The sequence below is a fragment of the Streptomyces sp. NPDC002623 genome (genome assembly GCF_053592635.1).
In genome coordinates, this window is sequence record NZ_JBSFWB010000022.1 from 126,654 (window position 1) to 152,268 (window position 25,615).

A 25,615-nucleotide genomic window follows, 5' to 3' on the forward strand; every position below is an offset into this window, starting at 1 on the left:
TGTGTCGCACCCCTAGCGTCGAAAGTTCTGGCCAGCGCCCCCTGTCCAATGCCTTTCGTGCGCGCACGGGTCCCGGGGGCGGCCGACGCGCACCCGTCGGCCGCCCCCGCCCTCGCTCACCTCATGACGGCGCTCCCAACAGTCCTGCCGCCCGCGCCCAGCGATACTTCGCACCGAGCACGGCCACCGGCTTCTCGGTCGTGTACGGGTACGCCACGACCCCCCGCTCGTACAGGTACTGACAGGCCTCCTCGACCTCGACGTCACCCGCGAGCGACGCCACGACGGGCTTCTCGATGCCGCGTTCGCGGAATTCGGCCACCACGCGCGCGGTGAGCTCCGCGAAGACCATCGGGGGAGTGACGATCGTGTGCCAGTAGCCGAGCACCAGCGCATGGATGCGCGGGTCCTCCAGCCCCAGCCGGATCGTCGCCTCGTACGTGGACGGCGGCTCGCCCCCGGTGATGTCCACCGGGTTGCCCGCCGCACCGAACGGCGGGATGAACTTCCTGAAGGCCGCGTCGAGATCCGGCGGGATCTCCATGAGCGACAGACCGTTGTCGATCACCGCGTCCGAGAGGAGCACACCGCTGCCGCCGGCCCCGGTGACGATGACGATGTTGTCGCCCTTGGGGGTGGGAAGCACCGGCAACGCGCGCGCGTACTCCAGCATGTCGTTCAGCCCGGGAGCCCTGATGACGCCGGCCTGTTTCAGGATGTCGTCGTACACGGCGTCGTCGCCCGCGAGCGCGCCCGTGTGCGAACCGGCCGCCCTGGCGCCCGCCGCCGTTCGGCCCGCCTTGAGGACGACGACCGGTTTCTTCGGCACGGTCGCCCGCGCGGCCTCCACGAAGGCGCGCCCGTCCTTGAGGTCCTCCAGGTGCATCGCGATGCAGTCGGTGTGCGGGTCCTCGCCGAACCAGGTCAGCAGGTCGTCCTCGTCCAGGTCCGACTTGTTGCCGAGCCCCACGATCGCCGACACGCCCGTCCTGGTGGTGCGCGCGAAGCCCAGGATGGCCATCCCGATGCCACCGGACTGCGAGGTCAGCGCGACCCCGCCCTTGACGTCGTACGGAGTGCAGAACGTGGCGCACAGGTCCTGCCAGGTCGAGTAGTAGCCGTAGATGTTCGGCCCGAGCAGCCGGACGCCGTAGCGCTCGGCGATGGCCACGATCTCGTCCTGGAGCGCGTGTTCCCCGGTCTCCGCGAACCCGGAGGGGATCAGCACGGCGTTCGGGATGTTCTTGCGTCCCACCTCCTCCAGGGCCGCGGCCACGAACTTGGCGGGTATCGCGAAGACCGCCACATCCACCTCTCCGGGAACGTCGGTGACACTCTTGTACGCCTTGCGGCCCACGATGTCATCGGCCCGGGGGTTCACCGGATGGATGTCCCCGGCGAAGCCGCCGTCGACGAGGTTGCGCATCACCGAGTTGCCGATCTTGCCCTGCTCGTTGGAGGCGCCGATCACGGCCACGGAGTTCGGCTGCATCAGCCGGCGCATCGAGGTGAGGATCTCCGCGCGCGTGTAGCGACGCCGTTCCTTGACGGGCGCGTCGGACAGGATCACCCGGATGTCGGCGGCGACCGCGCCCTCGGGCGTGGCGATCACCGGGTTGAGGTCCACCTCGGCGATCTCCGGGAAGTCCGCGACCAGTCGGGAGACCCGCCGGATCTGCTCGGCGATCGCCCACCGGTCCACGGCCGCCTGTCCGCGCACCCCGCGCAGGATCTCCGCCGCCCGGATCGAGTCCAGCATCGACAGCGCCTCGTCGGCGTCCACGGGAGCCAGCCGGAACGTGACGTCCTTGAGCACCTCCACGAGCACCCCGCCGAGCCCGAACGCCACGACCTTGCCGAACGTCGGGTCGGTGACCGCGCCGACGATGACCTCCAGGCCCTGCGGCAGCAGCTCCTGGATCTGCACGCCCTCGATCCGGGCGGCGGCGTCGTACGCGCGCGCGTTCTCGACGATCGCGTGGAACGCCGCCCGCACGTCCGACGCGCCCTGCACCCCGACGACCACTCCGCCGGCGTCGGTCTTGTGCAGGATGTCCGGCGAGACGATCTTCATCACCACGGGCCCGCCGAAGCGCGCCGCGTACGCGACGGCCTCCTCGACGTCCCTCGCCAGCTCCTCGCCCGGCACGGCGATCCCGTACGCGTCGGCGATCACCTTGCCCTCGGGCGCGGTCAGCGCGGTCCGTCCCTCGGCCCGCACCGCGTCGAGCAGTGCGCGCACCCTCGGCGCCCGGTCCTCGGCCATCACGTCAGATCACCCCGTTCGACTTGAGCAGGCGCAGTTCCTCGTCCCCGAGGCCGAGCTCGCCGATGTAGACCTCTTCGTTGTGCTCGCCGAGCAGCGGTGAGCCGGTCACCTCGACGGGGGAGTCGGAGAGCTTCAGGGGACTGCCCACGGTCACGAACTCGCCGCGCTGCGGGTGCGCCACGCGGACCACCATCTCGTTGGCGGCCAGCGACTCGTCCTCGATGATCTCCCTGGTGGACAGGATCGGTCCGCACGGGATGTTGTGGGAGTTGAGCTTCTCCAGCACCTCCCACTTGGGCAGGGTCGAGGACCACTCCTCGATCAGCTGGAACATCTTGGTGAGCTTGGGCAGCCGGGCCTCGGGCGTCGCCCACTCGGGGTCGTCGGCCAGCTCGGGCCGGCCGACGAGCTCGCTGATCGGCCGCCAGCCGACGGGCTGCACGATGACGTACACGTAGTCGTTGGGGCCGCCCGGCGCGCACTTGACCGCCCAGCCGGGCTGGCCGCCGCCGGACGCGTTTCCGGACCGGGGAACCTCGTCGCCGAAGTCGTCGTTGGGATATTCGGCGAGCGGTCCATGGGCCAGGCGCTGCTGGTCGCGCAACTTCACCCGGCAGAGGTTGAGCACGGCATGCTGCATGGCCACGTTGACCCGCTGCCCACGCCCGGTGTTCTCCCGCTGGTACAGCGCCGCGAGAATCCCCGCGACGGCGTGCACACCCGTCCCCGAGTCCCCGATCTGGGCCCCCGTCGCCAGCGGCGGCCCGTCCTCGAAACCGGTGGTCGACATCGACCCGCCCATGGCCTGAGCGACGACCTCGTACGCCTTGAAGTCGGTGTACGGGCCGTCCCCGAACCCCTTGATGGAGGCATAGACGATCCGCGGATTGATCTCCTGGATGCGGTCCCAGGTGAAGCCCATACGGTCGACCGCGCCCGGACCGAAGTTCTCGACCATGACGTCGGAGCGCCGGATCAGCTCGGTGAGGATCTCCTTGCCGCGCTCGGTCTTGGTGTTGAGGGTGATGCTCCGCTTGTTGCAGTTGAGCATCGTGAAGTAGAGGGAGTCGACGTCCGGGAGGTCGCGCAACTGCTTGCGCGTGATGTCGCCGGAGGGCGCCTCCAGCTTGACGACGTCCGCACCGAGCCAGGCGAGCAGCTGGGTCGCGGACGGGCCCGACTGGACGTGCGTCATGTCGAGGACGCGGATGCCTTCGAGAGCCTTGCCGGCCGTTCCTGTGATGGGGGTCATCGGGGGCACCTCACTTGTACATCGTCTGGTTCATCGTTCCGGGGGCGTAGGCGTCCGGGTCGACCCAGACGTTGATCAGCGACGGCTTGCCCGACTCGCGGGCGCGCTGCAGGGCGGGTCCGATGTCGGCGGGGTCGCGCACCTCCTCGCCGTGACCGCCCAGCATCTGCGCGAACTTGTCGTAGTGGACGTCGCCGAGGGTGTTGCCGACCCGCGCGCGCTCAGGGCCGTACTTGGCGGCCTGGCCGTAGCGGATCTGGTTCATGGAGGAGTTGTTGCCGACGATGCCGACGAACGGGAGGGCGTAACGCACAAGGGTCTCGAAGTCCCAGCCGGTCAGGGAGAACGCGCCGTCGCCGAAGAGGGCGACGACCTCCTTGTCGGGCCGCGCCTGCTTGGCGGCGAGCACGAAGGGGACGCCGACGCCGAGGGTGCCCAGCGGGCCCGGGTCCATCCAGTGGCCCGGCGACTTGGGCTGCACGACCTGCCCGGAGAAGGTGACGATGTCGCCGCCGTCGCCGATGTAGATCGAGTCCTCGGTGAGGAAGTCGTTGATCTCGCTGACCAGGCGGTAGGGGTGGATGGGCGAGGAGTCCGAGCGCAGCTGCGGGAGCCGCTTGTCGATGGCGGTCTGCTCGGCGGCGCGCAGCTCGTCGAGCCACTCCTTGCGCCTGGACGCCCCGCCGTTGACGCGACCCGTGGCGGCCTCGGCGACGGACTTCAGCACGAGTCCCGCATCGCCGACGATCCCGAGGTCGATGTCGCGGTTCTTGCCGACCGTGCGGTAGTCGAGGTCGATCTGGACGACGGTCGCGTCCGGCGACAGCCGCTTGCCGTAGCCCATGCGGAAGTCGAAGGGCGTGCCGACGATCACGATCACGTCGGCGTTCGAGAAGGCGTAGCGGCGCGACAGCTGGAAGTGGTGCGGGTCGCCGGGGGGCAGGGTGCCGCGGGCGGCGCCGTTCATGTACGCCGGGATGTTCAGCGTCCGCACCAGGTCGATGGCCGCTTCGGTGCCCCGCGTCGTCCACACCTGGCTGCCGAGCAGGATCGCGGGCTTCTCGGCGTGCACCAGCAGGTCGGCGAGTTTCTCGACGGCTTCGGGGTCGCCGGCCGAGCGGGTGGAGGCCCGGTAGGCGCCGGGCCTCGGCACACGCGCCTTGGCCACGGGCACCTTGGCGTCCAGGACGTCGCGTGGGATCTCCAGGAAGGAGGGCCCGGGCGCGCCGTGGTAGCACTCGCGGAACGCCATCGACACCATGTCCGCCGCGCGTGCCGTGTCCGGCACGGCCGCCGCGAACTTGGTGATCGGCGTCATCATGTCGACGTGCGGAAGGTCCTGCAGGGACCCCATCTTGTGCTGGGTGAGCGCCCCCTGGCCGCCGATGAGCAGCATCGGGGACTCCGCGCGGAAGGCGTTGGCGACGCCGGTCACGGCGTCGGTGGTGCCGGGCCCGGCGGTGACGACCGCGCAGCCGGGCTTGCCGGTGATGCGTGCATAGCCGTCGGCGGCGTGGGCGGCGACCTGTTCGTGGCGTACGTCGACGACTTCTATGCCCTCGTCTACGCAGCCGTCGTAGATGTCGATGATGTGGCCGCCGCACAAGGTGTAGATGCGGTCGACCCCCTCTGCCTTCAGCGCCTTGGCAACGAGATGACCACCGGAAATCATGTCCTGGGTGTCGTCGGGCATGGCGAAGTCCCGTCCCTTCGTAGGGGGTTGGCAGGCTCTCGCGGTACATTGCATACAGTCGACGAATACTGTATGAAGCTTGTTATCCCGCATCCGATGGGTGGTGTCCAGGGGGCGTGCGGCACTTTTAGGTCAGGAGCCGAGATGGACCTGTTCGAGCACCAGGCAAGGGAACTCTTCGAAGAACACGGCATATCGACGCCGAGGGCGGAGGTCGCCGACTCGGCCAAGGAAGCGCGCGAGATCGCCCGAAGGCTGGGCGGTCGTGTGGTGGTGAAGGCCCAGGTCAAGACGGGTGGCCGTGGCAAGGCGGGCGGGGTGAAGCTCGCCGCGGACCCGGCCGCCGCCGAGATAACGGCCCGTCAGATCCTCGGCATGGACATCAAGGGGCACACGGTCGGCAAGGTCATGCTGGCCCAACCCGTGCAGATCGACAGCGAGTTCTACGTCTCCTACGTCCTCGACCGCGCGGCGGGCGGCTTCCTCGCGATCGCCTCCGCGGAGGGCGGCATGGACATCGAGGAGGTCGCCGCGAGCCGACCGGAGGCCGTCGCCCGGATCCACATCGACCCGGCCGAGGGCGTCACTCCCGCCAGGGCGAGCGAGATCGCCGAGGCGGCCGGACTCCCGCCGCAGACCGTCGACGTCCTCGTACGGCTGTGGCAGGTGCTGGTCCGCGAGGACGCCGTCCTCGTCGAGGTGAACCCGCTCGTGCGCACCGCGCAGGGGCAGATCCTCGCCCTCGACGGAAAGGTCACTCTCGACGACAACGCCCGCTTCCGACAGGAGCGTTGGGGAGCCGAGAGCGCCGCGCACGGCGACCCGCTGGAGGCGGCGGCCGCGGCCAAGGGCCTCAACTACGTGAAACTCGACGGCGAGGTCGGCATCATCGGCAACGGCGCCGGCCTCGTCATGTCGACCCTGGACGTGGTCGCGGGCTGCGGCGCCCGCCCCGCGAACTTCCTCGACATCGGCGGCGGGGCATCCGCCCAGACCATGGCCGACGGCCTGTCGGTCATCCTCTCCGACCCGGCCGTGCAGTCGGTCTTCGTCAACGTCTTCGGCGGCATCACCGCGTGCGACGCGGTCGCCGAGGGCATCGTCCGCGCCCTGGACACCGTACGGCTGACCAAGCCGCTCGTCGTCCGGCTCGACGGCAACAACGCGGCCCGGGGGCGCGCGATCCTCGACGAGCACCGGCATCCCCTGGTCCACCAGGCCACCACCATGGACGGCGCCGCCCGCCGCGCCGCCCAACTCGCCACCGCAGCCTGAGGAGTCGACGCCATGGCCATCTACCTCACCAAGGAGAGCAAGGTCCTCGTCCAGGGCATGACCGGCGGCGAGGGCATGAAGCACACCCGGCGCATGCTCGCGGCCGGCACGGACGTCGTCGGCGGAGTCAACCCCCGCAAGGCGGGCCGCACCGTCGACTTCGACGAGCGGGCCGTACCCGTCTTCGGGTCGGTCGCCGACGGTATGCGGTCGACCGGTGCCGACGTCAGCGTCGTCTTCGTGCCGCCCGCCTTCGTCAAGGCGGCGGTGACCGAGGCCGCCGACGCCGGCATCGGCCTCGCCGTCGTCATCACCGAGGGCGTCCCGGTCCACGACGCCGTCTCCTTCACGGCCCACGCCACGGCACGCGGGACGCGGATCATCGGCCCCAACTGCCCCGGCCTGATCACCCCCGGCCAGTCCAACGCGGGCATCATCCCGGCCGACATCACCAAGCCGGGCCGCATCGGACTGGTCTCCAAGTCCGGCACCCTCACCTACCAACTCATGTACGAGCTGCGCGACATCGGCTTCTCGACCTGCGTCGGCATCGGCGGCGACCCGGTGGTCGGCACCAGCCACATCGACTGCCTGGCCGCCTTCGAGGCGGACCCCGACACCGAACTCGTCGTCCTCATCGGCGAGATCGGCGGCGACGCCGAGGAACGAGCCGCCGCCTACATCCGCGAGCACGTCACCAAGCCCGTCGTCGGCTACATCGCCGGCTTCACCGCGCCCGAGGGCAAGACCATGGGGCACGCCGGCGCGATCGTGTCCGGTTCCTCGGGGACCGCGCGGGCGAAGAAGGAGGCGCTGGAGGCGGCCGGCGTCCGGGTGGGCGCCACCCCGACCGAGACCGCCCGCCTCGCACTCGCCGCACTCGAAGAACGAGCGTGACGTCCCCCGAAGCATGACGTCCCCCGAGACATGACGACCCTCGAACCATGACGACCCTCGAAACATCACGTACGCACCCGCCCCCGACTGTGCACCGAGAGCGGAGCAGCACGATGAAGACCACTGCCCTCACCCTCAAATCCGGCACGTCCTGGTCCGACGCCTGGCGGCGCTGCCTTGCCGTCGCCCCGGAGGCCTTCCGGGACGACCGCGTCCTCAACCTCTGGAACGGCTCCTGGCAGGCGGACGGCCGCACACTGCCGGCGACGAGCCCGGTCGACGGCGCTCCGATCGCCGGTCCGCCCCGACTGGACCGGGCCACCGCCCACCGAGCCGTCCGCGCCTGCCTGGACCGGCACCGCGCCTGGCGGCACGTTCCGCTCGAGGAACGTCGGGCCCGGGTCGCGGCCACCCTCGACGCCCTCGCCGAACACCGCGAACTGCTCGCCCTGCTCCTCGTCTGGGAGATCGGCAAACCCTGGCGGCTCGCGCAGGCCGACGTCGACCGCGCCGTCGACGGCGTGCGCTGGTACGTCGACGGCATCGAACCCATGCTCGACGGCCGGGCCCCGCTGGACGGACCGGTCTCCAACATCGCGAGCTGGAACTACCCGATGAGCGTGCTCGTTCACGCATTGCTGGTACAGGCACTGGCAGGCAACGCGGTCATCGCCAAGACCCCGACCGACGGCGGCGTCGCCTGTCTGACCCTGGCCTGTGCACTGGCCGCACGGGAGGGCGTCCCGATCACCCTCGTCAGCGGCGGCGGGGGCGAGCTGTCCCAGGCGCTGGTGCGGGCGCCCGAGATCGGCTGCGTCTCCTTCGTCGGCGGCCGCGACACCGGCGCCGCGGTGGCCACGGCCGTCGCCGACCTGGGCAAGCGCCACATCCTCGAACAGGAAGGACTCAACACCTGGGGCATCTGGAACACATCCGACTGGGACAGTCTCGCCGCGGTCTTCCCCAAGCTCTTCGACTACGGCAAGCAACGCTGCACGGCGTATCCGCGCTTCGTCGTCCAGCGCGCGCTGTTCGACGAGTTCCTCGCCGCGTACCTGCCCGCGGTGCGCACACTGACGCTCGGACATCCGCTGGCCGTCGAGAAGCGCGACGATCCCTACCCACGGCTGGACTTCGGGCCGGTGATCAACGCGGCCAAGGCCAAGGAACTGCACGACCAGGTCGCCGAGGCCATCGACCGGGGCGCGGTCCCGCTGCACCGCGGCCACCCGGCCGACGCCCGCTTCCTGCCCGGCCAGGACACCTCCGCGTACGTCCAGCCCGTCACGCTCCTGGGACCGCCGCCGTCCTCGCCGCTGCACCACGCGGAACCGTTCGGCCCGGTCGACACGATCGTCCTGGTCGACACGGAGGCGGAGCTGCTCGCTGCCATGAACGCGTCCAACGGTGCGCTCGTGGCCACCCTGTCCACGGACGACCGCAGCACGTACGACCGGCTGGCCCCGCAGATCCGTGCGTTCAAGATCGGCCACGGCATGCCCCGCTCCCGCGGCGACCGCGACGAGTTGTTCGGCGGCTTCGGCGCGTCCTGGCGGGGTGCGTTCGTGGGCGGCGAGCTGCTGATACGCGCGGTGACGCAGGGACCGGCGGGGGAGCGGCTGCCGGGGAACTTCCCGGAGTACCAGCTGATGCCCTGACCTGCCGGACCCGGGCACGCCGCACGGGTCCGCGCACTCGGCGACCGGACGCGGCAGCCGGGTCCCAGCCGCCGATGAGCAGCGGGGACCCGGCGCCGAAGTGATCGTCCGGTCACCCGGCGTGAGGTGCTCGCGCCGGCGGCCCGGCAGCCGCTGGGCCAGCGGTTATGCAGGTGAAACGCACCCTGAAAGCTTGGTATTGTTGTCCATGTCGCCGCGGGGAACACGCGTGGCGACAGACACCTGGTCCGGGTGGCGGAATGGCAGACGCGCTAGCTTGAGGTGCTAGTGCCCTTTATCGGGCGTGGGGGTTCAAGTCCCCCCTCGGACACTTTCACTCTCCGTGGTGAGCGGATTCCGCTCGGTGAGCACTCGGTGCTCACTTCTGATACCCGCATTCGGCGTTCGCCGGGTGCGGGTTTTGTTGTTTCCGTTCCATTGCCGCCGAATGTCGCGGAAGCCCGTTTATCGGTTGTCCTGTCACATCGCCCGACGCCCCTGTGTCGGGGTCGCTTCCCGGTCGCCGACCGGTCGCTCGCAGGTCGCGCTGACGGAGCGTCAATGTTCACCTCAGTCAGCATATTGACGGTCTGTGACGTCTTCTTGTGGTGATACGATCACGCTCGCTTGTAGAGCGGGCGGATGGGTGCAAGACGACATCTCCGACTACGGGGACAGTCCGGGCGGTCACCCCGGTGTGGGCGGTCCGCCGGTCCACCCGCATTGACGGGAATTCAGCAACTGGCCGTCAGTCGCCTGAAGAGAGTCTTATGACTGATTACATACAGAACCCGGCACTCTGGGCTCTCCTCGTCGCCGTGCTCATCGCAGTCGCCCTCATTGTTCGTCAGCGCAGGGCGGCGCGTGCTTTGAGGCAGGAGATCGCGGGGCTCAGGACCCACTACTCCGCTTTGGAGAACGAGTACGCGCAATCCGTCGAGGCAGCTCAGGAACGAGCCGAAGACGCAACGAAGACGGTCCTCAAGTCCGCGATGCGGACCCTTCAGGGCCTTGCCGCGGAACAGCAGTTGATTGTCTCGCGGCTGCAGAACAAATATGGCGAGTCGGTCATCCTCCAGGACCTCCTGGAGATCGACCACACGAACTCGCAGTTCGGGCGACGTGCCCAGTCCATCGCCGTCCTCTGCGACGGCTGGCTGGGGCGCGCACGCGATGTCGCGTCCGTATACGACGTGGTGCGCAGCGCGCAGGGCAGGGTTCGTCATTACCGGCGGGTGGAGATTCTCTCCCAGGTCGACTTCGGCATCACCAGCCGTTCCGTCGAACCGGTCGCACTGGCCCTCGCCGAACTGCTCGACAACGCCACGAGCTATTCCAGCCCCGACACCGTCGTCGAAATCAACATTCGTACCGTGCCCAAGGGCATTTGCATCGTCGTCGACGACGCCGGTGTCGGTATGAACGACGAAGAGCGCGCCCGCGCCGACCGACTCCTGACGAGCGACCGGGTCTCGGGTGTCTCGGCACTCGGCAACCCGCCGCAGTTCGGCTTCGCGGTGATCGGCGTGCTCAGCGAGCGCTTCGGCTTCGAGGTGTCCGTGGACTCCACCTCCCCCTACGGTGGCGTCCGGGCGGTTCTCCTCCTGCCGCACGATCTGCTCACCAGCGCGCCCGAGCAGAAGGAGCCGTCCCCGGTCGCTCCCGCCGTCGCCGCCACGGGCCTCGGTGGCGCAGAAGGCACGCTCACCGCCAGCACCACCGCCGACGGCCTGCCGAAGCGGCGTCGCAAGCGGCCCATGGCCATCGTGCCGGGCAGCGCGTCCGCCGCCACTCCCGCCCGCTCGGGCGCCGAGACGGCGGCGATCATGGGTGCCTTCCAACGGGGCACCCAGTCGGGCCGGGCCACGCCTGCGAATCCCGCGGAAAAGTCGAGCAGCACACGTGGTGCAAGCAGCGAAGGGCATGAGGTCTCGTGAACGACGATCTGTCATGGATGCTTGACAGCGCCTTGGAGATTCCCGGGGCCCTGCATGCCGTTCTGATATCCGCCGACGGCCTGCTGATGGCACGGACGCAGGACTTCGGCAAGGACGACGCGGACCGGGTGGCCGCGGCGATGAGCGGTGTGCAGTCGCTCAGCCGCTCCCTGGCGTTCTTCTGCGAGGACCCGCAGATGCGCTGGCGGCAGACGCTGGTCGAGTTCGACGGCGGCTGGGTCTTCCTGATCTCCGCCGGCGAGGGCGCCTACCTCGGCGTCTCGGCCTCGCCCGACGTCGACATGCAGGACATCACCTTCCGGATGCAGCAGCTCGTCGGACAGCTCGGCAAGGCGCTCACCACGCCGCCGCGCGAGAACCTCGGCGCGCGGTCATGACCGGTTTCGACGAACTGGAGCCCCAGACACCGGAGTTAGTGCGTCCGTACGTCATCACCAAGGGGCGCGGGCTGCCCGACGAGGGACAGCTCTCCCTCATCACGCTGGTCACGGCCACCGCCGACCACCAGCAACGGCCCACCCGTCTGTCCCCCGAGGAACAGAACCTGTTGGACCTGTGCGCCGTCGGCTACCTCTCGGTCGCCGAGATCGCCGGGCACACCCAACTGCCCCTGGGCGTGGTGAAGATCCTCCTCGCCGCCCTCACCGAAGGCGGCTACCTCATCACGCGTCCCCCCGTGCAGCGGGCCCCACTCGCCGACCGGGACATCCTGGAGGAGGTGCTGAATGGTCTCAGGGCCAAGTTTGGATGAGCAGGCCTACGTCCGCGGCGGCGCGACGCAGACGGCGGTGAAGATCCTCGTCGTGGGCCACTTCGCGGTCGGCAAGACCACGTTCATCGGGGCGATCTCCGAGATCGAGCCGCTGACCACCGAAGAGACCATGACGAGGGCCGCGGAGTCGGTCGACGACCTCAAGGGAGTCCAGGGCAAGACCACCACCACGGTCGCCATGGACTTCGGCCGCCTGACCATCAGCGACCGCGTGGTGCTCTACCTGTTCGGAACGCCGGGCCAGCAGCGCTTCGTACAGATGTGGGAGGACATGGCACGCGGCGCGCTCGGCGCGCTGGTGCTCGTCGACCCCGAGCGACTCGCGGACTCCTTCGCCGTGATCGATCTGATCGAGCAGTACGGACTCGACTACGCCATCGCCGTCAACCACTTCGACGGCGCCCCGCCGCGGGACGAGACGGCCTTGCGTGACGCACTGGACCTGCTCGACGACACACCCGTCGTCACCTGCGACGCGCGAGACGAGAAGTCGTCGGCCGACGCGCTGATCACCCTCGTCCGCCACCTGCAGGACCGTGCCCACTAGGAGCAGACATGGACCAACCCAACGCCCCCGTGCCCCCGCCGGGCTGCCCGGCGCACCAGCCCGGAGGCAGAGTGCCGCTGTACGGGCCGGAGTACGCGGCCGACCCGCAGGCCTACTACACCTATCTGCGGCACTACGGGCCGACCGCGCCCGTGGAGATCACCCCGGGAGTCGAGGCCACCCTCGTCACCGACTACGCCACCGCTCTCCAACTCCTGCAGGACTCCGGCTCGTTCCGTAAGGACGCGCGCCGCTGGCGGGACCTCAACGAGGGCCGGATCGCCCCCGACAGTCCCGTCCTGCCGGTACTCGCCCACCGGCCCAACTGCATGTACAGCGACGGCGCCGAGCATCTGAGGCTGCGTCAGTCCATCACGGACAGCATGTCGCGCATCGACCCGATGCAGCTGAGCCAGAGCGTCGAGCGGATCTCCGACTTCCTCATCTCCCAGTTCGCAGAACGCGGTTCGGCCGATCTCATCGGCTCCTACGCGAAGCAGCTTCCGCTGTTCGTGTTCAACGAGCTGTTCGGCTGCACCGCCGACATCGGCGACCGCGTCTTCTTCGGCATCTCCGGCATATTCGACGGGGTCAACGCCGAGAAGGCGGGCGAGGTGCTGTTCCAGGCCGTCGGTGAGCTGGTCGCCCTCAAGCGGCGCAAGCCCGGCGAGGACGTCACCTCCTGGCTTCTGCAGCATCACACGGACCTGACCGACGAGGAGATGCTGCACCAGGTCGCCCTGCTGCTGGGCGCGGGAGCCGAGCCCCTGGTCAACCTCATCGGCAACACCCTGCACCGGCTGCTCACCGACGACCGGTACGCACATGAGGGTGGGCTGATCGAGGAGGCGATGGACGACACGTTGTGGGAGAACCCGCCCATGACCACCTTCGCCGCCCACTATCCGGTGTCCGACATGGAGTTCGCCGGCCAGAAGCTCACCGCCGGCGACCTGATGCTGATCGGCTTCGGCGCCGCCAACACCGGCCCCACGCTGTCGGCGGCCCGCAAGTCCGGCAGCAACCGGGCGCACCTCGCCTGGAGTGCCGGACCGCACGCCTGCCCCTCGAAGGAACCGGCCCGGCAGATCGCCGTGTCGGCCATCGAGAACCTCCTCAACCGGTTGCCGGACGTCGAACTCAGCATTCCTGAGTCCAGTCTGACGTGGCGTCCGGGAGCCTTCAGCCGCGGTCTCGCCACGCTCCCCGCCCGGTACACCCCGATCAAGCCGGTGACGCGGCCGGCTCGGCAGACCGCCGCCCAGGCGTCGGCGCGCCCGAGTCCGGTGGCGGCCCGCCAGCCCGAACAGGCCGGTGTGTGGAGCAAGTTCCTCAACTGGCTGACCAAGTAGGTGCACACGAGAAGTCCGGATGCCCGCCCTTCGGGGCGGGCATTCCTGTGCCTCGGGTGTCTTGGCGGTGTCGCTGCAGGCGGTCACTGCGAGGAGTGCTCCTCCCGCAGCTCCTGCAGATACGGTGCCATGTCGACCTGGATCGACGCCCCCTCCCGTTGCCCGTACTGACCCGCGATGCCGCTCAGGTACGTCGCGATCTCCTTGCGCATGAACTCCGCCTCCGGCAGCACCTCGTCGCCGGTGACGAGCCGTGCGATCCACCGCGCCTGGGCCTCCACCAGCCGCGTGATCGAACCTACGGGCCGGATCAGACCGGCGAAGAACAGACCGGGACGATCCGGGGCGACAATCCGCTTGTACAGCTCGACCGAGCCCTGCGCGCCGACCGGGCAGCCGGGCTCCAGGAACGGGAAGGTCATCTGGTAGCCGGTGCAGTACACGATCGCGTCGGCCCTGACGGACGTGCCGTCGGTGAAGGAGACCCGGTCGCCGTCGATGGCGTCGATCGCGGGCCTCGGCGTGACCGCGCCATGGCGGATACGGCTGAGGATCTCGTCGGAGATGGTGATGGCCGAGGCGAAGAGCGGGTGGTCCGGCTCGGGCAGGCCGTAGTCGCCGAGCTTGCCGCGGGCCACCAGCAGGGCCTGTTCGATGAAACGGCGCTGTTCGGACAGGGACATGCTGATCCACCAGGGCGCGTCGGCGATCTGGTCCAGGGCCATGCCGAACAACTGCTTGGGCACGATGTGCAGTCCCCGGCGCACCGAGAGCATCGTCTGCTCGGCGTACCGGGACAGGTCCGCGGCGATGTCCACCGCCGAGGGGCCGAGCCCCACGACGATGACGCGCTGTCCGGCGTACGCGCCGCCGTCGAGATAGTCGAGGGAATGGCAGATCGTTCCCGTGAACGTCTCGGCACCCTGTGGCAGCGCGGGCATCGACGGCTCCGAATTGTGCCCGGAGGCGACGACCACATGCGTGAAACCGCGGGACGATACCGTGCCGCCGACATCCCGGCTGACGACCGTCCACCCGCCGTCGGCCTCCTGCCGCACGGACTCCACGGTCGTCCCCAGCTCGACCCGGTCCAGTACGCCGGCCCACTCGGCGAACGCGCGTAGATACACGGCGATCTGACTGTGCCGCGGATAGAGCGGATAGGAGTCGGGCATCGGGTAGGCGCCGTAACCCGTGAGCTGCTTGGCGGTGTTGAGGTGCAACGACAGATAACCGGGGCCGCGCTCGCCCGCCTGCGGCCGACGCCAGATCCCGCCGACGTCGTCCGACTGCTCCAGACAGACGAAGTCGACCCCGGCCGCCTTCAGAGCGTGTGCCGTCGCCAGCCCTGACAGACCCGCACCGATCAGACACAGACGCACGGATTCCCCCACAGGTCAGACACCATTCCTTTCGCGCACGGGCAATTGAATGCCCGTGCGATGCACCCCTCACTCTTCGCACACCGGCGACAAGGATCACAGGCGGGATCCCGCGGCCGAGGTGGCGGGAGAGGAGGAGACGGGTATGGGGGACTTCGCCGGACGATCCGCCCACTTCGGGCGAGTCGCTACGGGCGAGCGGAGGCCCACAGCCCCCGCACATGCCCCAGATGCCGTGTCATGACCTCGCGCACGGCCCGCTCGTCACGCGCCGACAGGGCGTCCAGCAGCTCCAGATGCTCCTCGGCGGAGGCCAGCAGCCGGCCCGACGCGGAGAGGGCGGTCAGCCCGTACAGACGGGCGCGACCGCGCAGTTCCCGGACGACCTCGACGAGGTGAGCGTTTCCGGCGAGCGCGAGCAGCCCGAGGTGGAAACGGGTGTCGGCCTCGACATAGGCGATGAGGTCCCCCGCGACCGCGGCGGCGACGATCTCCCGGGCGGCCGGGCGCAGCGCCTCCAACGACACCGGGTCGGCGGTCGTCGCCAACGCCACCACCGTGGGGATCTCGATGAGCGCGCGGACGTGGGTGTACTCGTCCAGTTGCCGGTCGGAGACATCGGTGACCCGGAACCCCTTGTTGGGGACGGCATCGACCAGGCCCTCCTTCGCGAGGTCCAGCATCGCCTCGCGCACCGGGGTCGCCGAGACGCCGAAGCGGGCGGCCAGCGCGGGCGCCGAGTACACCTCGCCCGGCCGCAGTTCGCCCGCGATCAGCGCGGCCCGCAAGGCGTCGGCGACCCGCTCGCGGTAGCTGCTGCGCCGCCCGCCGAGCACGGGCAGCGACGGCTCGGCGGGCGGCTGGCTGCTGCTCTCGGGCAGGGCGGCCATCGTGGGTCTCCTCGGATGCGGACTGTGCCTGTCACCGTGGCATCGGCAGCTGTGCCATGTCACGTACCACCAGTATCTACGGTGCGGGCACCTGCGGTGTCACAGGACGAACCCCGCCGGGAACGGATCCGTCGGATCGAGCAGGTACTGGGCCGTTCCGGTGATCCAGGCACGGCCCGTGAAGCTCGGCAACACCGCCGGACGGCCCGCCACCTCGGTCGTGCCGAGCAGCCGGCCCGTGAACCTGGTGCCGATGAACGACTCGTTCACGAACTCGGTGTGCAACGGCAGTTCGCCCCGCGCGTGCAGCTGCGCCATACGCGCACTCGTCCCCGTGCCGCAGGGCGAGCGGTCGAACCAGCCGGGATGGATCGCCATCGCGTGCCGGGAGTGGCGGGCGGTCGCGCCGGGCGCGTACAGATGGACGTGATGACAGCCGCGGATGGACGGGTCCTCGGGATGGACCGGCTCCGCCTCGGAGTTGATCGCCTCCATCAGCGACAGACCGGCCCGCAGGATGTCGTCCTTGCGGGCGCGGTCGAAGGGCAGCCCGAACTCCTCAAGCGGCAGGATCGCGTAGAAGTTGCCGCCGTACGCCAGGTCGTAGCGCACCCTGCGGCCGTCCGCCAGCCTCGCCTCGCGGTCCAGCGCGACCGCGAAGGAGGGGACGTTCCGCAAGGTCACGGACGTGGCCGCGCCGTCCTCGACCGCCACCTCCGCCACGACGAGCCCGGCCGGGGTGTCCAGACGGATGGTGGTGACCGGCTCGACGACCTCGACCATGCCCGTCTCGACGAGCACGGTCGCCACCCCGATCGTGCCGTGCCCGCACATCGGCAGATAGCCGGAGACCTCGATGTAGACGACGCCCCAGTCGCAGTCCGGCCGGGTGGGCGGCTGCAGGATCGCGCCGCTCATGGCGGAGTGACCGCGCGGCTCGTTCATCAGCAACTGCTTGACGTCGTCGCGGTGTTCACGGAAGTACAGCCGACGCTCGTTCATCGTCGCGCCGGGGATGGCGCCGATCCCGCCGGTGATCACTCGGGTGGGCATGCCCTCGGTGTGCGAGTCGACGGCGTGCAGGACGAGCTTGCTGCGCATGAAGTCCCCTTGTCCACTTCGGAGTTACGCCAGCCCTGCGGCGACGGCCTTCTCGGTGGCCGCGCGGACCGCCGCCTCCTGGTCCGGCAGCAGCGGGACCCGCGGCGGGCGGCAGGCACCGCCGTGGCGGCCCACGACGTCCATCGAGAGCTTGATCGCCTGCACGAACTCGACGCGCGAGTCCCAGCGCAGCAGCGGGTGAAGCCGACGGTAGAGGGGGAGCGCGGCGGTGAAATCACCGGCGACGGCCGCCCGGTACAGCTCCACCGACGCCTTCGGCAGCGCGTTGGGATAACCCGCCACCCAGCCCTTGGCGCCGGCCACGGCCAACTCCAGCAGCACATCGTCGGCACCGATCAACAGATCCAGATCGGGGGCGAGTTCAGCGATCCGGTAGGCGCGACGGACGTCCCCCGAGAACTCCTTCACCCCGTGGATGTGCCCCTCGCCGTGCAGCCGGGCCAGCAGCTCGGGCACGAGATCGACCTTGGTGTCGATCGGGTTGTTGTACGCCACGACCGGCAGACCCGCCCGGGCGACCTCCGCGTAGTGCGCCACGACGGCACGCTCGTCGGCACGGTAGGCGTTCGGCGGAAGCAGCATCACCGCCCCGCAGCCCGCCTCGGCCGCCTGCTCGGCCCAGCGCCGGGCCTCCGTCGAGCCGTACGCGGCGACCCCGGGCATCACCCGCTCGCCGCCGATCGCGGCCACCGCGGTCTCCACCACCCTGGCGCGTTCCTCCGGCGTCAGCACCTGGTACTCGCCCAGGGAACCGTTCGGGACGACGCCGTCACAGCCGTTCGCCACCAGCCAGGCGCAGTGCTCGGCGTACCGGTCGTAGTCGATGGAGAGGTCGTCGTCGAGCGGGAGCGCGGTGGCCACGAGGACACCACGCCAGGGTCGGCGCCGGGCGGCGGTGGACGTCGAGGAAGCGGCGGGTGCTGAGGATGTCGTGGGGGCGGTCATGCGCGGAGGTCCCTTCGCTGAGTCCATGAGTCCATGAGTCCATGAGTCCATGAGTCCATGAGTGGCATCAGTGGCATCCATGCCATGAGTGGGCATGAGTGCCATGTGACATATCACTGTGGCCGTCACTGCGGTGTCGTCGGTTCGGTCGGGGCGGCCAGCACCCCCAGAGGCACGGGGCGCGCCAGCAGCCGTCGGGCCGGGACGAGCGCACAGCCCGCGACGCCGGCCACCCCGGGTTCGCACATGCGGCCCTGGCACCAGCCCATTCCGGCCCTGGTCAGCAGTTTCACGGTACGCAGATCGCCCGCGCCGAGCGCGCCGACGGCCTCACGGACGGCGCCGGCGGTGACCTCCTCGCAGCGGCACACGACCGTCTCGTCGGTCACCTGCTCCACCCACCGGACGGGAGTCGCGGCGTAGGCGTCGTCCAGTGCCGCGAAGAACGCCCGCAGCCGGGCACGGGCCCGGGCGGCCGGACCCCACTCCCGCAGGTCGGGAACGGCACCCGTCAGCCGTGCCGCCGCCGACCGTCCGGCGATGTGCCCCTCGGCGAGCGACAGGGCCGCGCCGCCGATCCCGGTGGTCTCGCCGGCGGCCCAGACACCGGGGACGTCGGTGCGCTGTTCGTCGTCGACGCGCACGTTCGGTCCGTCGAGGCGGCAGCCGAGCCCCTCGGCGAGGTCGGTGTGCGGCAACAGGCCGTGGCCCACGGCGAGTGTGTCGCAGGGCAGCCGCCGTTCGGCGCCGGGCACGGGCCGGCCCCCGGCGTCCAGCGCGACGACGCTGACGGACTCCAGCCGCTCGGTCCCGTGCGCCTCCAGCACGGCATGACGCATCATCACCGAAACCCTGTGCCGCAGGAGTTGGGCCGCGAACCCGGCCCCCTCGGCGAGCTTCGCCGGGGCCGCGGCCCACACCTTGGTGCGCCGTACGAAGTTCCGCGGATCGGCCGACTCGACGAGCGCGACGACCCGGGCGCCCGCGGCCGCGAGGCCGGTCGCGACGGGCAGCAGCAGCGGGCCCGTGCCCGCGACGACCGCCGTACGGCCGGGCAGCGCGAGCCCGCCCTTCAGCAGAGCCTGCGCGCCGCCCGCGGTGACCACGCCGGGCAGTGTCCAGCCGGGGAACGGCAGGACCTTCTCGTAGCCGCCGGTCGCCAGCAGCACGCCGTCGGCGCGGACCGCGACGGACTCCTCCTGCAGCGGCCCGAGCAGCGCGTGCACGGTAAATCCGCCCGCCGCGGACCCACCCGACTCCCTCTCCACACACCACACATGACGGTCGCTCAGGTGCGTAACGCGACCGGCGGCCAGCTCGTCGTCGAGCCCTGCGCGCAGGCGCTCCCAGGCACGCCACTGGTGGTGGAGCGCCTGTGGACGCCGGGCGCCGAGTCCGCGGGCGGGCTGCCGGAAGAACTGCCCGCCCGCCTCGGCGGCCGAGTCGATCAGCACCACGCGCACCCCACGCGCAGCGGCTGCCAGAGCGGCGGCGAGCCCGGCCGGACCGGCCCCGATCACCGCGAGCACCGGACGGTGCTCAGCCGTCGTGGTCGTCGAGGTCATCGTGGCCCGTCCCCTCCTGCGTACGGACGTCCGCGCCCGGCAGGGCCGGCACCAGACAGGCCCGCTGGTTGGGACGGCCGTCGACGGTCACCAGGCAGTCGAAGCACACGCCGATCCCGCAGAAGACCCCGCGCGCACGCCCTTCGCCCCGGGTGGTGCGCCACGCGGTGACACCCGACGACCACAGGGCCGCGGCGATCGTCTGACCGGGCAGCGCCTCGATCTCCCGGCCGTCGAAGGTGACGGTGAACCGGGCGCCGGGACGCGCCCGGACCAGCTTCAAGGGGTTCACCCGGCAGCCTCCTCGGCAAAGCGGTCGGGGCGCAACGGCGTCAGGTCCAGCTCGGGGCTCCCGCCGGTGAGCGTCTGCGCGATCAGATGCCCGGTGCCGGTCGCCAGGCCGATGCCCGCGCCCTCGTGGCCGCAGGCGTGGAACAGCCCGGGCACGCGGGGGTCGGGCCCGACAGCGGGCAGGTGGTCGGGCAGGTAGGGGCGGAAGCCGACGTACGTGCGCATCGCCCGGACATGCTCCAGGAACGGGAACAGACGCGTCGCGCCCGCCGCCAGGGCGCGGACGACCGGCAGCGAGAAGGACCGGTCGAAGCCGACCCGTTCGCGGCTCGCGCCGATCAGCACCGGCCCGGCGGCCGTTCCCTCGACGACCGGCGAGGTCTGCAGGGCGGCCGAGTCGCTCGCCACGTCGGCCACGTAGTCGGCGGCGTACACCTTGTGCCGCACCCGGCGCGGCAGCGGCTCGGTGACCAGGACGAAACCGCGGCGGGGGAGCACGGGCAGTCCGACCCCCGCCAGTGCGGCGACCTCCGCCCCCCAGGTCCCGGCCGCGTTCACCACGGCCGGCGCGAGGATGTCGCCCCGGTCGGTCCGCACGCCCCGTACCGCCCCTTCGGCACCGCGCAGGATGCGTGTCACCGTGCGACCGGTCTCCAGCCGCGCACCCGACGCCTTCACCAGGTGGGCGGCCGCGAGGGTGGGCATGACCTGGGCGTCCTGCGGATACAGCACGCCGCCCGCGAGACCGGGCGCCAAGTACGGTTCCAGATCGGCGAGTCGGCCCGCGTCGACGTGGACCGTCTCCACCCCGGCCGCGCGCTGTCCGGCCGCCAGGTCCGTCAGGGCGGCGAGCGCCTCGGGCGTGGACGCGACGACGAGCCCGCCCTTGGGCTCGTACTCGACGGCCGTTCCCAGCTCTTGGGCCAGCTCGCCCCACAAACGGCAGGACAGCAAGGCCAGTTGAAGTTCCGGTCCGGGTTCCTTGTCGGAGACCAGCAGGTTGCCCTCGCCCGCGCCGGTCGTGCCGCCGGCCACCGGGCCGCGGTCGACCAGGACCACGTCCAGCCCGGCACGGGCCGCGTACAGCGCGCAGGCGGCACCCACCATGCCGGCGCCGACGACCACGACGTCACCGCTCGGTCGCTTGGTCACACCAGTAATATGTCACATTGCTCTGTCCGGAGGAAGAAGGCCACGAGGGCCCGAAGGCCAGTGCCAGGCGCACGCTCAGTCGAACTCGCTGGGCTCCGGGGCCGGGGTACGGCCTTCCCGGACGTCCTTGAGACGCGTGGTCCCCTGGCTCACCGCGTCCTTGGTGCTGTCGTGATCCGCGCCGTCGAGTCCGCCGTTGGTGACCGTGATCGCGTCGTCCCCGACCCGCACGACGGCGACGTCGAGGGTGAGCGTGATCGGAGAGCCGCCGGAGACGCCCTGCATGGTCATGGTCAAGCCGTATCGGGCGTCGCCGACCTTGGGCAGGGAGTTCACGATGACCTGCACGGTGCGTGTGGAGCCGTCCGAGCCGACCGCGTTGAACTGGTCGCACTCCGTCGGGAGCGACTCCAGCCAGTCCAGCTTCGAGTCCAGGGCGGCCCGCTGGTACGCGGCGACCTGGTAGAGCAGACGGGAGTCGCCCTGCTGGAAGCCGGTGAGCGCCGACGCCCCGGACGGCTTCCCCAGCAGGTCGTCGTCGTAGAGCCCGTCGAGGAACTGCTGGCAGGCGTCGGACTGCGTCTTGGCCGTGACGAACTGGGCCGCGTCGACCGTGTCGATGAGCAGTCGGTCCCGCCAGCTCGCCGCGGTCTTCACCTGCGTCCAGTCGTCCTCCAGGTCACCCTCCGTGATCAGCGCCATCTGTGCGCCGGCCTGCGTGAGCGGCTCGATGGGAGACGCGGTCGCAGACCTGGTCGGAGATGCGGTCGCAGACGTGGTGACGGCGCGTTCGGCGACGGGCGAGGCCGTCACGCCAGAGCCGCTCGACCCGCTGTCGCCCCCGTCGGAACAGGCCGCCGTGGCGAGCAGCGCTCCGGCGGCCAGGACGGCGGCCAGCACCCGAGCCGGACCGGCCGGACGGGCCGGACGCACCGGGCGGTTCGGACCGGCCGGGCCCGAGGGACGGGACGGGCAGGGCGGGCGGGACGACGGGCGAGGGCTGGTCACGAGTACCTCCTGAGGACGGGGGTCGGCTGCCCCTGCCCTCCACCGCACCACCGGCCGGGCCGCTCGACCAGCGCAAGGAGCCGTACGGGTGAGGCGCGACGGGGCGGGGCGAGAGGCGGGACGCGAGACGGGGGCGAGAAGCGGGTGGCGAGGGTGGAGAGGGCGGAGTGGGGGGATCGGGCGAAGCGCAGGGGGGCGGTGCCGGAAAATGCGAGGTGGGCCGCGCCGAGGCCGGGGCATCATGGCAGTTCCGTCGCCGGCTGCGGCGCCGGGTGATCATCGTCGGGGAACGACCGGGGGCACCTGTGACCGTCACCAACATCCTGCTGTCCGGCATAGTCGGCTCGACCGCCTACGGACTCGCCCACGAAGGCTCGGACATCGACCGCCTCGGCATGTTCGCCGCCCCCACCGACGAACTGCACGGTCTGCACGGACCGAAGGAGTCGCACGTCAGCACGGCGCCCGACCGCACCCTGCACGAGGCCGCGAAGTGGTGCCGACTCGCCCTCGGCGGCAACCCGACCGTGATGGAACTCGTCTGGCTGCCGGACGAGTTGTACGAGGTGCGCACTCCGCTCGGCGACGAACTCATCGCCGTCCGCCAGACGTTGCTCAGCGCTCACCGGGTCCGCGACGCCTACCTCGGCTACGCCACGCAGCAGTTCCGCAGACTGCAGAACCGCAGCCAGGGCACTCTCTCCGAGGACGTCCGCAAGCGGACCGCCAAGCACGCACGTCACCTCAAGCGGCTGTGCACCCAGGGCTACGAGCTGTACGCCACCGGGCAGTTGACGATCCGGGTCGAGGACCCGGAGAGCTACCACCGGTTCGGCGAACAGGTCGCCGCCGACCCCGACGCCGCGCTGCCGCTGCTGCGCGGCTTCGAGGAGGCGTTCGCCGAGACGCGCAGCGTGCTGCCCGAACACCCCGACGACACGGCCGCCGAAGCATGGCTGCGCCGGGTGCGCCGGCAGTTCTACACGGTCCCCCAGGCGACGCCCGGCATGCGATAAATCACGTGCAGCGCAGGATCGTTCGCCCCTAGACTCGCTGAAGACCGAGCGCAGCCCACGACATGACGCGGCTGTGCGGTACCGAGACGAACGAGGGGAGCCCGGCCATGCGTGACCACACCGCTGTCGTCGCTCCCCGCTCCCGCTACGAGGTGATCCTCGTATCCACGTCCGTCCGGTGCTCGCTGCGCGGCCGGCACCGGATGTCCTGACGAACGCCTGAGCACTCCGACGCACCGTCGAGGCCGCATGCCTGACGGTGCGTCAAACAGGTCTGGTCCCACTCGCCGACCTTCGACGCTCATCGCCCCTCGTCGGGAAATCGCGCTGCCCGTTCTCGGAACACCCCGAAAGGCCAAGGGCCGTGCGCAACCACCTCGACCGTCATCTCTCCGCCGTGCGCAACCTGGGCATCCTCGCCCATGTCGACGCGGGCAAGACCACCGTCACCGAGCGGATCCTGTACGCGACAGGGACCACGCACAAACGCGGTGAGGTCCACGACGGCACGACCATCACCGACTTCGACCCCCAGGAGCGCGACCGTGGGATCACCATCTTCGCCGCGGCCGTGAGCTGCGACTGGGACGGCCACCGCATCAACCTGATCGACACCCCTGGGCACGTCGACTTCGCCGACGAGGTGGAGCGGTCCCTGCGGGTGCTCGACGGGGCGGTGGCGGTGTTCGACGCCGTCGCCGGCGTGGAGCCGCAGAGCGAGTCCGTGTGGCGGCAGGCCGACCGGCACGGCGTGCCGAGGATCGCGTTCGTCAACAAGCTGGACCGGGCGGGCGCCGACCTCGACGCCGCGGTGGCGTCGATCCGGGCACGACTCCATCCGGTCCCGCTCGTCGTGCAACTGCCGATCGGCGCGGAGGACGACTTCACCGGCGTCGTCGACCTGCTGCACATGCGGGCGCTGACCTGGAACGACGACGGCGACAGTGCCGTCGAAGGGGCGGTACCCGAGGAACTGCGGGAGGAGGCGCTGCGTCGGCGCCGCCTGCTGGAGGAAGCCGTGGCGGAGCGACACCCGGCCGCGCTGGAGGAATTCTGCGACCGGGAGACTCTCTACGCGCAGACTCTCTCCGCAGCCCTGCGCGACCTGACCCGTACAGGTGACGGCGTGGTCGTGCTGTGCGGCTCGGCCTACCGCAACCGGGGCATCGAGCCGCTGCTCGACGCGGCCGTCGCCTATCTGCCGTCGCCGCTGGACGTGCCGCCGGTATGCGGTATGCACGACGGTGCCGACCGTATGCAAGACGGTGTCGACCGTATGCAGGATGTCGTCGGCGAGCAACGGCCCGCCGACCCCGCCGCGCCGTTCGCGGCGCTGGCGTTCAAGGTCAGCGCGACCCCGACAGGTCGGCTCACCTATCTGCGGGTGTACTCGGGCACGATCGAGAAGGGAGACGCGGTATGGGAGTCGGGCGCGCGACGCACCGAGCGGATCGGCCGGATCCTGCGCGTACAGGCCGACCGGCACGCCCAGCTGGAGCGTGCGGTCGCCGGTGACATCGTGGCCGTGGTCGGGCTGAAGTCGGCCCGCGCGGGCTCGACGCTGTGTGCGCCCGAGGCGCCCATCGTTCTCGAACCGCCGGGGGTCCCCGACCCGGTCGTCTCCGTGGCGGTGGAGGCACGCACGAGCGCCGACGCCGACCGGCTGGCCTCGGCACTTGCGCGGCTCGCGGAGGAGGACCCGTCGCTGGTCGTCAGGACCGATCCGGAGACGGGCCAGACCGTGCTGTCGGGCATGGGCGAACTGCACCTGGAGGTCGCGGTGGAGAAGATCCGCCGCAGCCTGGGACTGGAGGTCAACGTGGGGCGTCCGAGGGTGACTTACCGGGAGACGGTCGTCCGTGGGGTGTCCGGCCTGGTCTTCCGGCACGTCAAACAGGACGGTGGTGCGGGCCAGTTCGCGCATGTCGTGCTCGATGTCGAACCGCTGGGCGAGAGCGATGCAGGCGGTGCGGGCGATGCAGGCGGCGCGGGCGGTGACGCTGGAACCGGTTTCGCGTTCCGGTCGGCCGTCGTCGGTGGGCGAGTGCCGCAGGAGTACGCGCGTGCCGTCGAGGCCGGCTGCCGGGACGCCCTTGCCGAAGGTCCCCTCGGCGGGCACCCGGTCACCGGGCTGCGGGTCACCCTGACCGACGGGGCGACCCATGTGAAGGACTCCTCGGAGATGGCCTTCCGCACGGCAGGCCGGCTCGGGCTCCGGGAGGCCCTGCGGGGCTGCGTGATGGCCGTGCTGGAACCGGTTGTGGAGGTCACGGTCACCGTGCCCGAGGACGCCGTCGGCGGGGTCCTCGGCGACCTGGCCGGCCGGCGCGGGCGGATCACCGACTCGGCTGTCCGCGGCGGCTCGGCGGTGGTCACGGCCACCGTGCCGCTGGCCGAACTGTTCGGCTACGCGACCCGGTTGCGCAGCCGTACGCAGGGCCGAGGCACCTTCTCGGCCCGCCCGACGGGATACGCCCCGGCACCGACGGCGGCGACGACGCGGTAGGCCCCGGAGCGGGGTACGGGTCCCCGGAACCTCGGCCCGAGGTTCCGGGGACCCGCACCTTTGCC

At 70.7% G+C, this 25,615-nt stretch carries 21 protein-coding genes and 1 tRNA gene; 11 read left to right on the top strand and 11 right to left on the bottom strand.

Annotation, left to right across the window (positions count from 1 at the left end; translation table 11 throughout):
* Positions 1-121: 121 nt before the first annotated feature.
* From ACWD4O_RS33285 to ACWD4O_RS33295, 3 genes are read right to left on the bottom strand one after another with little or no spacing between them, the layout of a single operon-like run.
* Complete coding sequence (locus tag ACWD4O_RS33285) at positions 122-2,266, bottom strand: acetate--CoA ligase family protein (RefSeq protein WP_451285609.1); 2,145 nt, start codon at positions 2,264-2,266, stop codon at positions 122-124.
* A 4-nt stretch (positions 2,267-2,270) separates the two neighbouring features.
* Positions 2,271-3,521, bottom strand: coding sequence for a formyl-CoA transferase (frc, locus tag ACWD4O_RS33290; protein ID WP_451285611.1), 1,251 nt, complete (start codon positions 3,519-3,521; stop codon positions 2,271-2,273).
* Positions 3,522-3,531: 10 nt separating this feature from the next.
* On the bottom strand, positions 3,532-5,214 hold the full coding sequence (locus ACWD4O_RS33295; RefSeq protein ID WP_451285613.1) for a thiamine pyrophosphate-binding protein: 1,683 nt from the start codon (positions 5,212-5,214) through the stop codon (positions 3,532-3,534).
* Positions 5,215-5,358: 144 nt separating this feature from the next.
* Between ACWD4O_RS33295 and sucC the strand changes: the two genes are divergently transcribed.
* From sucC to ACWD4O_RS33340, 9 genes are all read left to right on the top strand, one after another.
* Positions 5,359-6,489, top strand: coding sequence for an ADP-forming succinate--CoA ligase subunit beta (gene sucC, locus ACWD4O_RS33300; RefSeq protein ID WP_451285615.1), 1,131 nt, complete (start codon positions 5,359-5,361; stop codon positions 6,487-6,489).
* Between the two features lie 12 nt (positions 6,490-6,501).
* The gene (gene sucD / locus ACWD4O_RS33305; RefSeq protein ID WP_451285617.1) at positions 6,502-7,386 is read left to right on the top strand and encodes a succinate--CoA ligase subunit alpha; all 885 of its coding nucleotides are present in this window, start codon (positions 6,502-6,504) and stop codon (positions 7,384-7,386) included.
* Between the two features lie 113 nt (positions 7,387-7,499).
* Positions 7,500-9,044, top strand: a complete 1,545-nt coding sequence (locus ACWD4O_RS33310; RefSeq protein ID WP_451285618.1) for an aldehyde dehydrogenase family protein — start codon at positions 7,500-7,502, stop codon at positions 9,042-9,044.
* 246 nt (positions 9,045-9,290) lie between these two features.
* Positions 9,291-9,375: transfer RNA gene (locus ACWD4O_RS33315), tRNA-Leu, on the top strand.
* A gap of 439 nt (positions 9,376-9,814) precedes the next feature.
* Positions 9,815-10,981 carry an ATP-binding protein gene (locus ACWD4O_RS33320; protein ID WP_451285674.1) on the top strand — a complete coding sequence of 389 codons (1,167 nt, stop codon included), beginning with the start codon at positions 9,815-9,817 and terminating at the stop codon, positions 10,979-10,981.
* Entirely contained in the window at positions 10,978-11,379 is a 402-nt protein-coding gene (locus ACWD4O_RS33325; protein ID WP_351919300.1) for a roadblock/LC7 domain-containing protein, read from the top strand. Before ACWD4O_RS33320 ends, ACWD4O_RS33325 begins: the two co-directional genes overlap by 4 nt.
* Complete coding sequence (locus ACWD4O_RS33330; RefSeq protein WP_451285620.1) at positions 11,376-11,753, top strand: DUF742 domain-containing protein; 378 nt, start codon at positions 11,376-11,378, stop codon at positions 11,751-11,753. The genes ACWD4O_RS33325 and ACWD4O_RS33330 overlap by 4 nt, the downstream gene beginning before the upstream one ends.
* The gene (locus tag ACWD4O_RS33335) at positions 11,728-12,321 is read left to right on the top strand and encodes a GTP-binding protein (protein ID WP_351919304.1); all 594 of its coding nucleotides are present in this window, start codon (positions 11,728-11,730) and stop codon (positions 12,319-12,321) included. Before ACWD4O_RS33330 ends, ACWD4O_RS33335 begins: the two co-directional genes overlap by 26 nt.
* A gap of 8 nt (positions 12,322-12,329) precedes the next feature.
* Entirely contained in the window at positions 12,330-13,673 is a 1,344-nt protein-coding gene (locus ACWD4O_RS33340; protein ID WP_451285622.1) for a cytochrome P450, read from the top strand.
* Positions 13,674-13,756: 83 nt separating this feature from the next.
* Here the strand turns inward: ACWD4O_RS33340 and ACWD4O_RS33345 are convergent, their stop codons facing one another.
* From ACWD4O_RS33345 to ACWD4O_RS33380, 8 genes are all read right to left on the bottom strand, one after another.
* Complete coding sequence (locus ACWD4O_RS33345; RefSeq protein ID WP_451285676.1) at positions 13,757-15,055, bottom strand: flavin-containing monooxygenase; 1,299 nt, start codon at positions 15,053-15,055, stop codon at positions 13,757-13,759.
* Positions 15,056-15,243: 188 nt separating this feature from the next.
* Positions 15,244-15,945 carry a GntR family transcriptional regulator gene (locus ACWD4O_RS33350; RefSeq protein WP_450947085.1) on the bottom strand — a complete coding sequence of 234 codons (702 nt, stop codon included), beginning with the start codon at positions 15,943-15,945 and terminating at the stop codon, positions 15,244-15,246.
* Between the two features lie 99 nt (positions 15,946-16,044).
* The gene (locus ACWD4O_RS33355) at positions 16,045-17,046 is read right to left on the bottom strand and encodes a proline racemase family protein (protein ID WP_451285624.1); all 1,002 of its coding nucleotides are present in this window, start codon (positions 17,044-17,046) and stop codon (positions 16,045-16,047) included.
* A gap of 24 nt (positions 17,047-17,070) precedes the next feature.
* The gene (locus ACWD4O_RS33360) at positions 17,071-18,012 is read right to left on the bottom strand and encodes a dihydrodipicolinate synthase family protein (protein WP_451285626.1); all 942 of its coding nucleotides are present in this window, start codon (positions 18,010-18,012) and stop codon (positions 17,071-17,073) included.
* 125 nt (positions 18,013-18,137) lie between these two features.
* A complete protein-coding gene (locus tag ACWD4O_RS33365; protein WP_451285627.1) occupies positions 18,138-19,577 on the bottom strand; it encodes an FAD/NAD(P)-dependent oxidoreductase in 1,440 nt (479 codons plus the stop codon).
* Complete coding sequence (locus ACWD4O_RS33370) at positions 19,552-19,869, bottom strand: (2Fe-2S)-binding protein (protein WP_451285629.1); 318 nt, start codon at positions 19,867-19,869, stop codon at positions 19,552-19,554. Before ACWD4O_RS33370 ends, ACWD4O_RS33365 begins: the two co-directional genes overlap by 26 nt.
* Positions 19,866-21,020, bottom strand: a complete 1,155-nt coding sequence (locus ACWD4O_RS33375) for an NAD(P)/FAD-dependent oxidoreductase (protein ID WP_451285631.1) — start codon at positions 21,018-21,020, stop codon at positions 19,866-19,868. Before ACWD4O_RS33375 ends, ACWD4O_RS33370 begins: the two co-directional genes overlap by 4 nt.
* A 75-nt stretch (positions 21,021-21,095) precedes the next feature.
* Entirely contained in the window at positions 21,096-21,920 is an 825-nt protein-coding gene (locus ACWD4O_RS33380; RefSeq protein WP_451285677.1) for a hypothetical protein, read from the bottom strand.
* Positions 21,921-22,333: 413 nt separating this feature from the next.
* Between ACWD4O_RS33380 and ACWD4O_RS33385 the strand changes: the two genes are divergently transcribed.
* On the top strand, positions 22,334-23,044 hold the full coding sequence (locus ACWD4O_RS33385; protein ID WP_451285632.1) for a nucleotidyltransferase domain-containing protein: 711 nt from the start codon (positions 22,334-22,336) through the stop codon (positions 23,042-23,044).
* 364 nt (positions 23,045-23,408) lie between these two features.
* On the top strand, positions 23,409-25,550 hold the full coding sequence (gene fusA / locus ACWD4O_RS33390) for an elongation factor G (protein ID WP_451285634.1): 2,142 nt from the start codon (positions 23,409-23,411) through the stop codon (positions 25,548-25,550).
* Positions 25,551-25,615 lie beyond the last annotated feature (65 nt).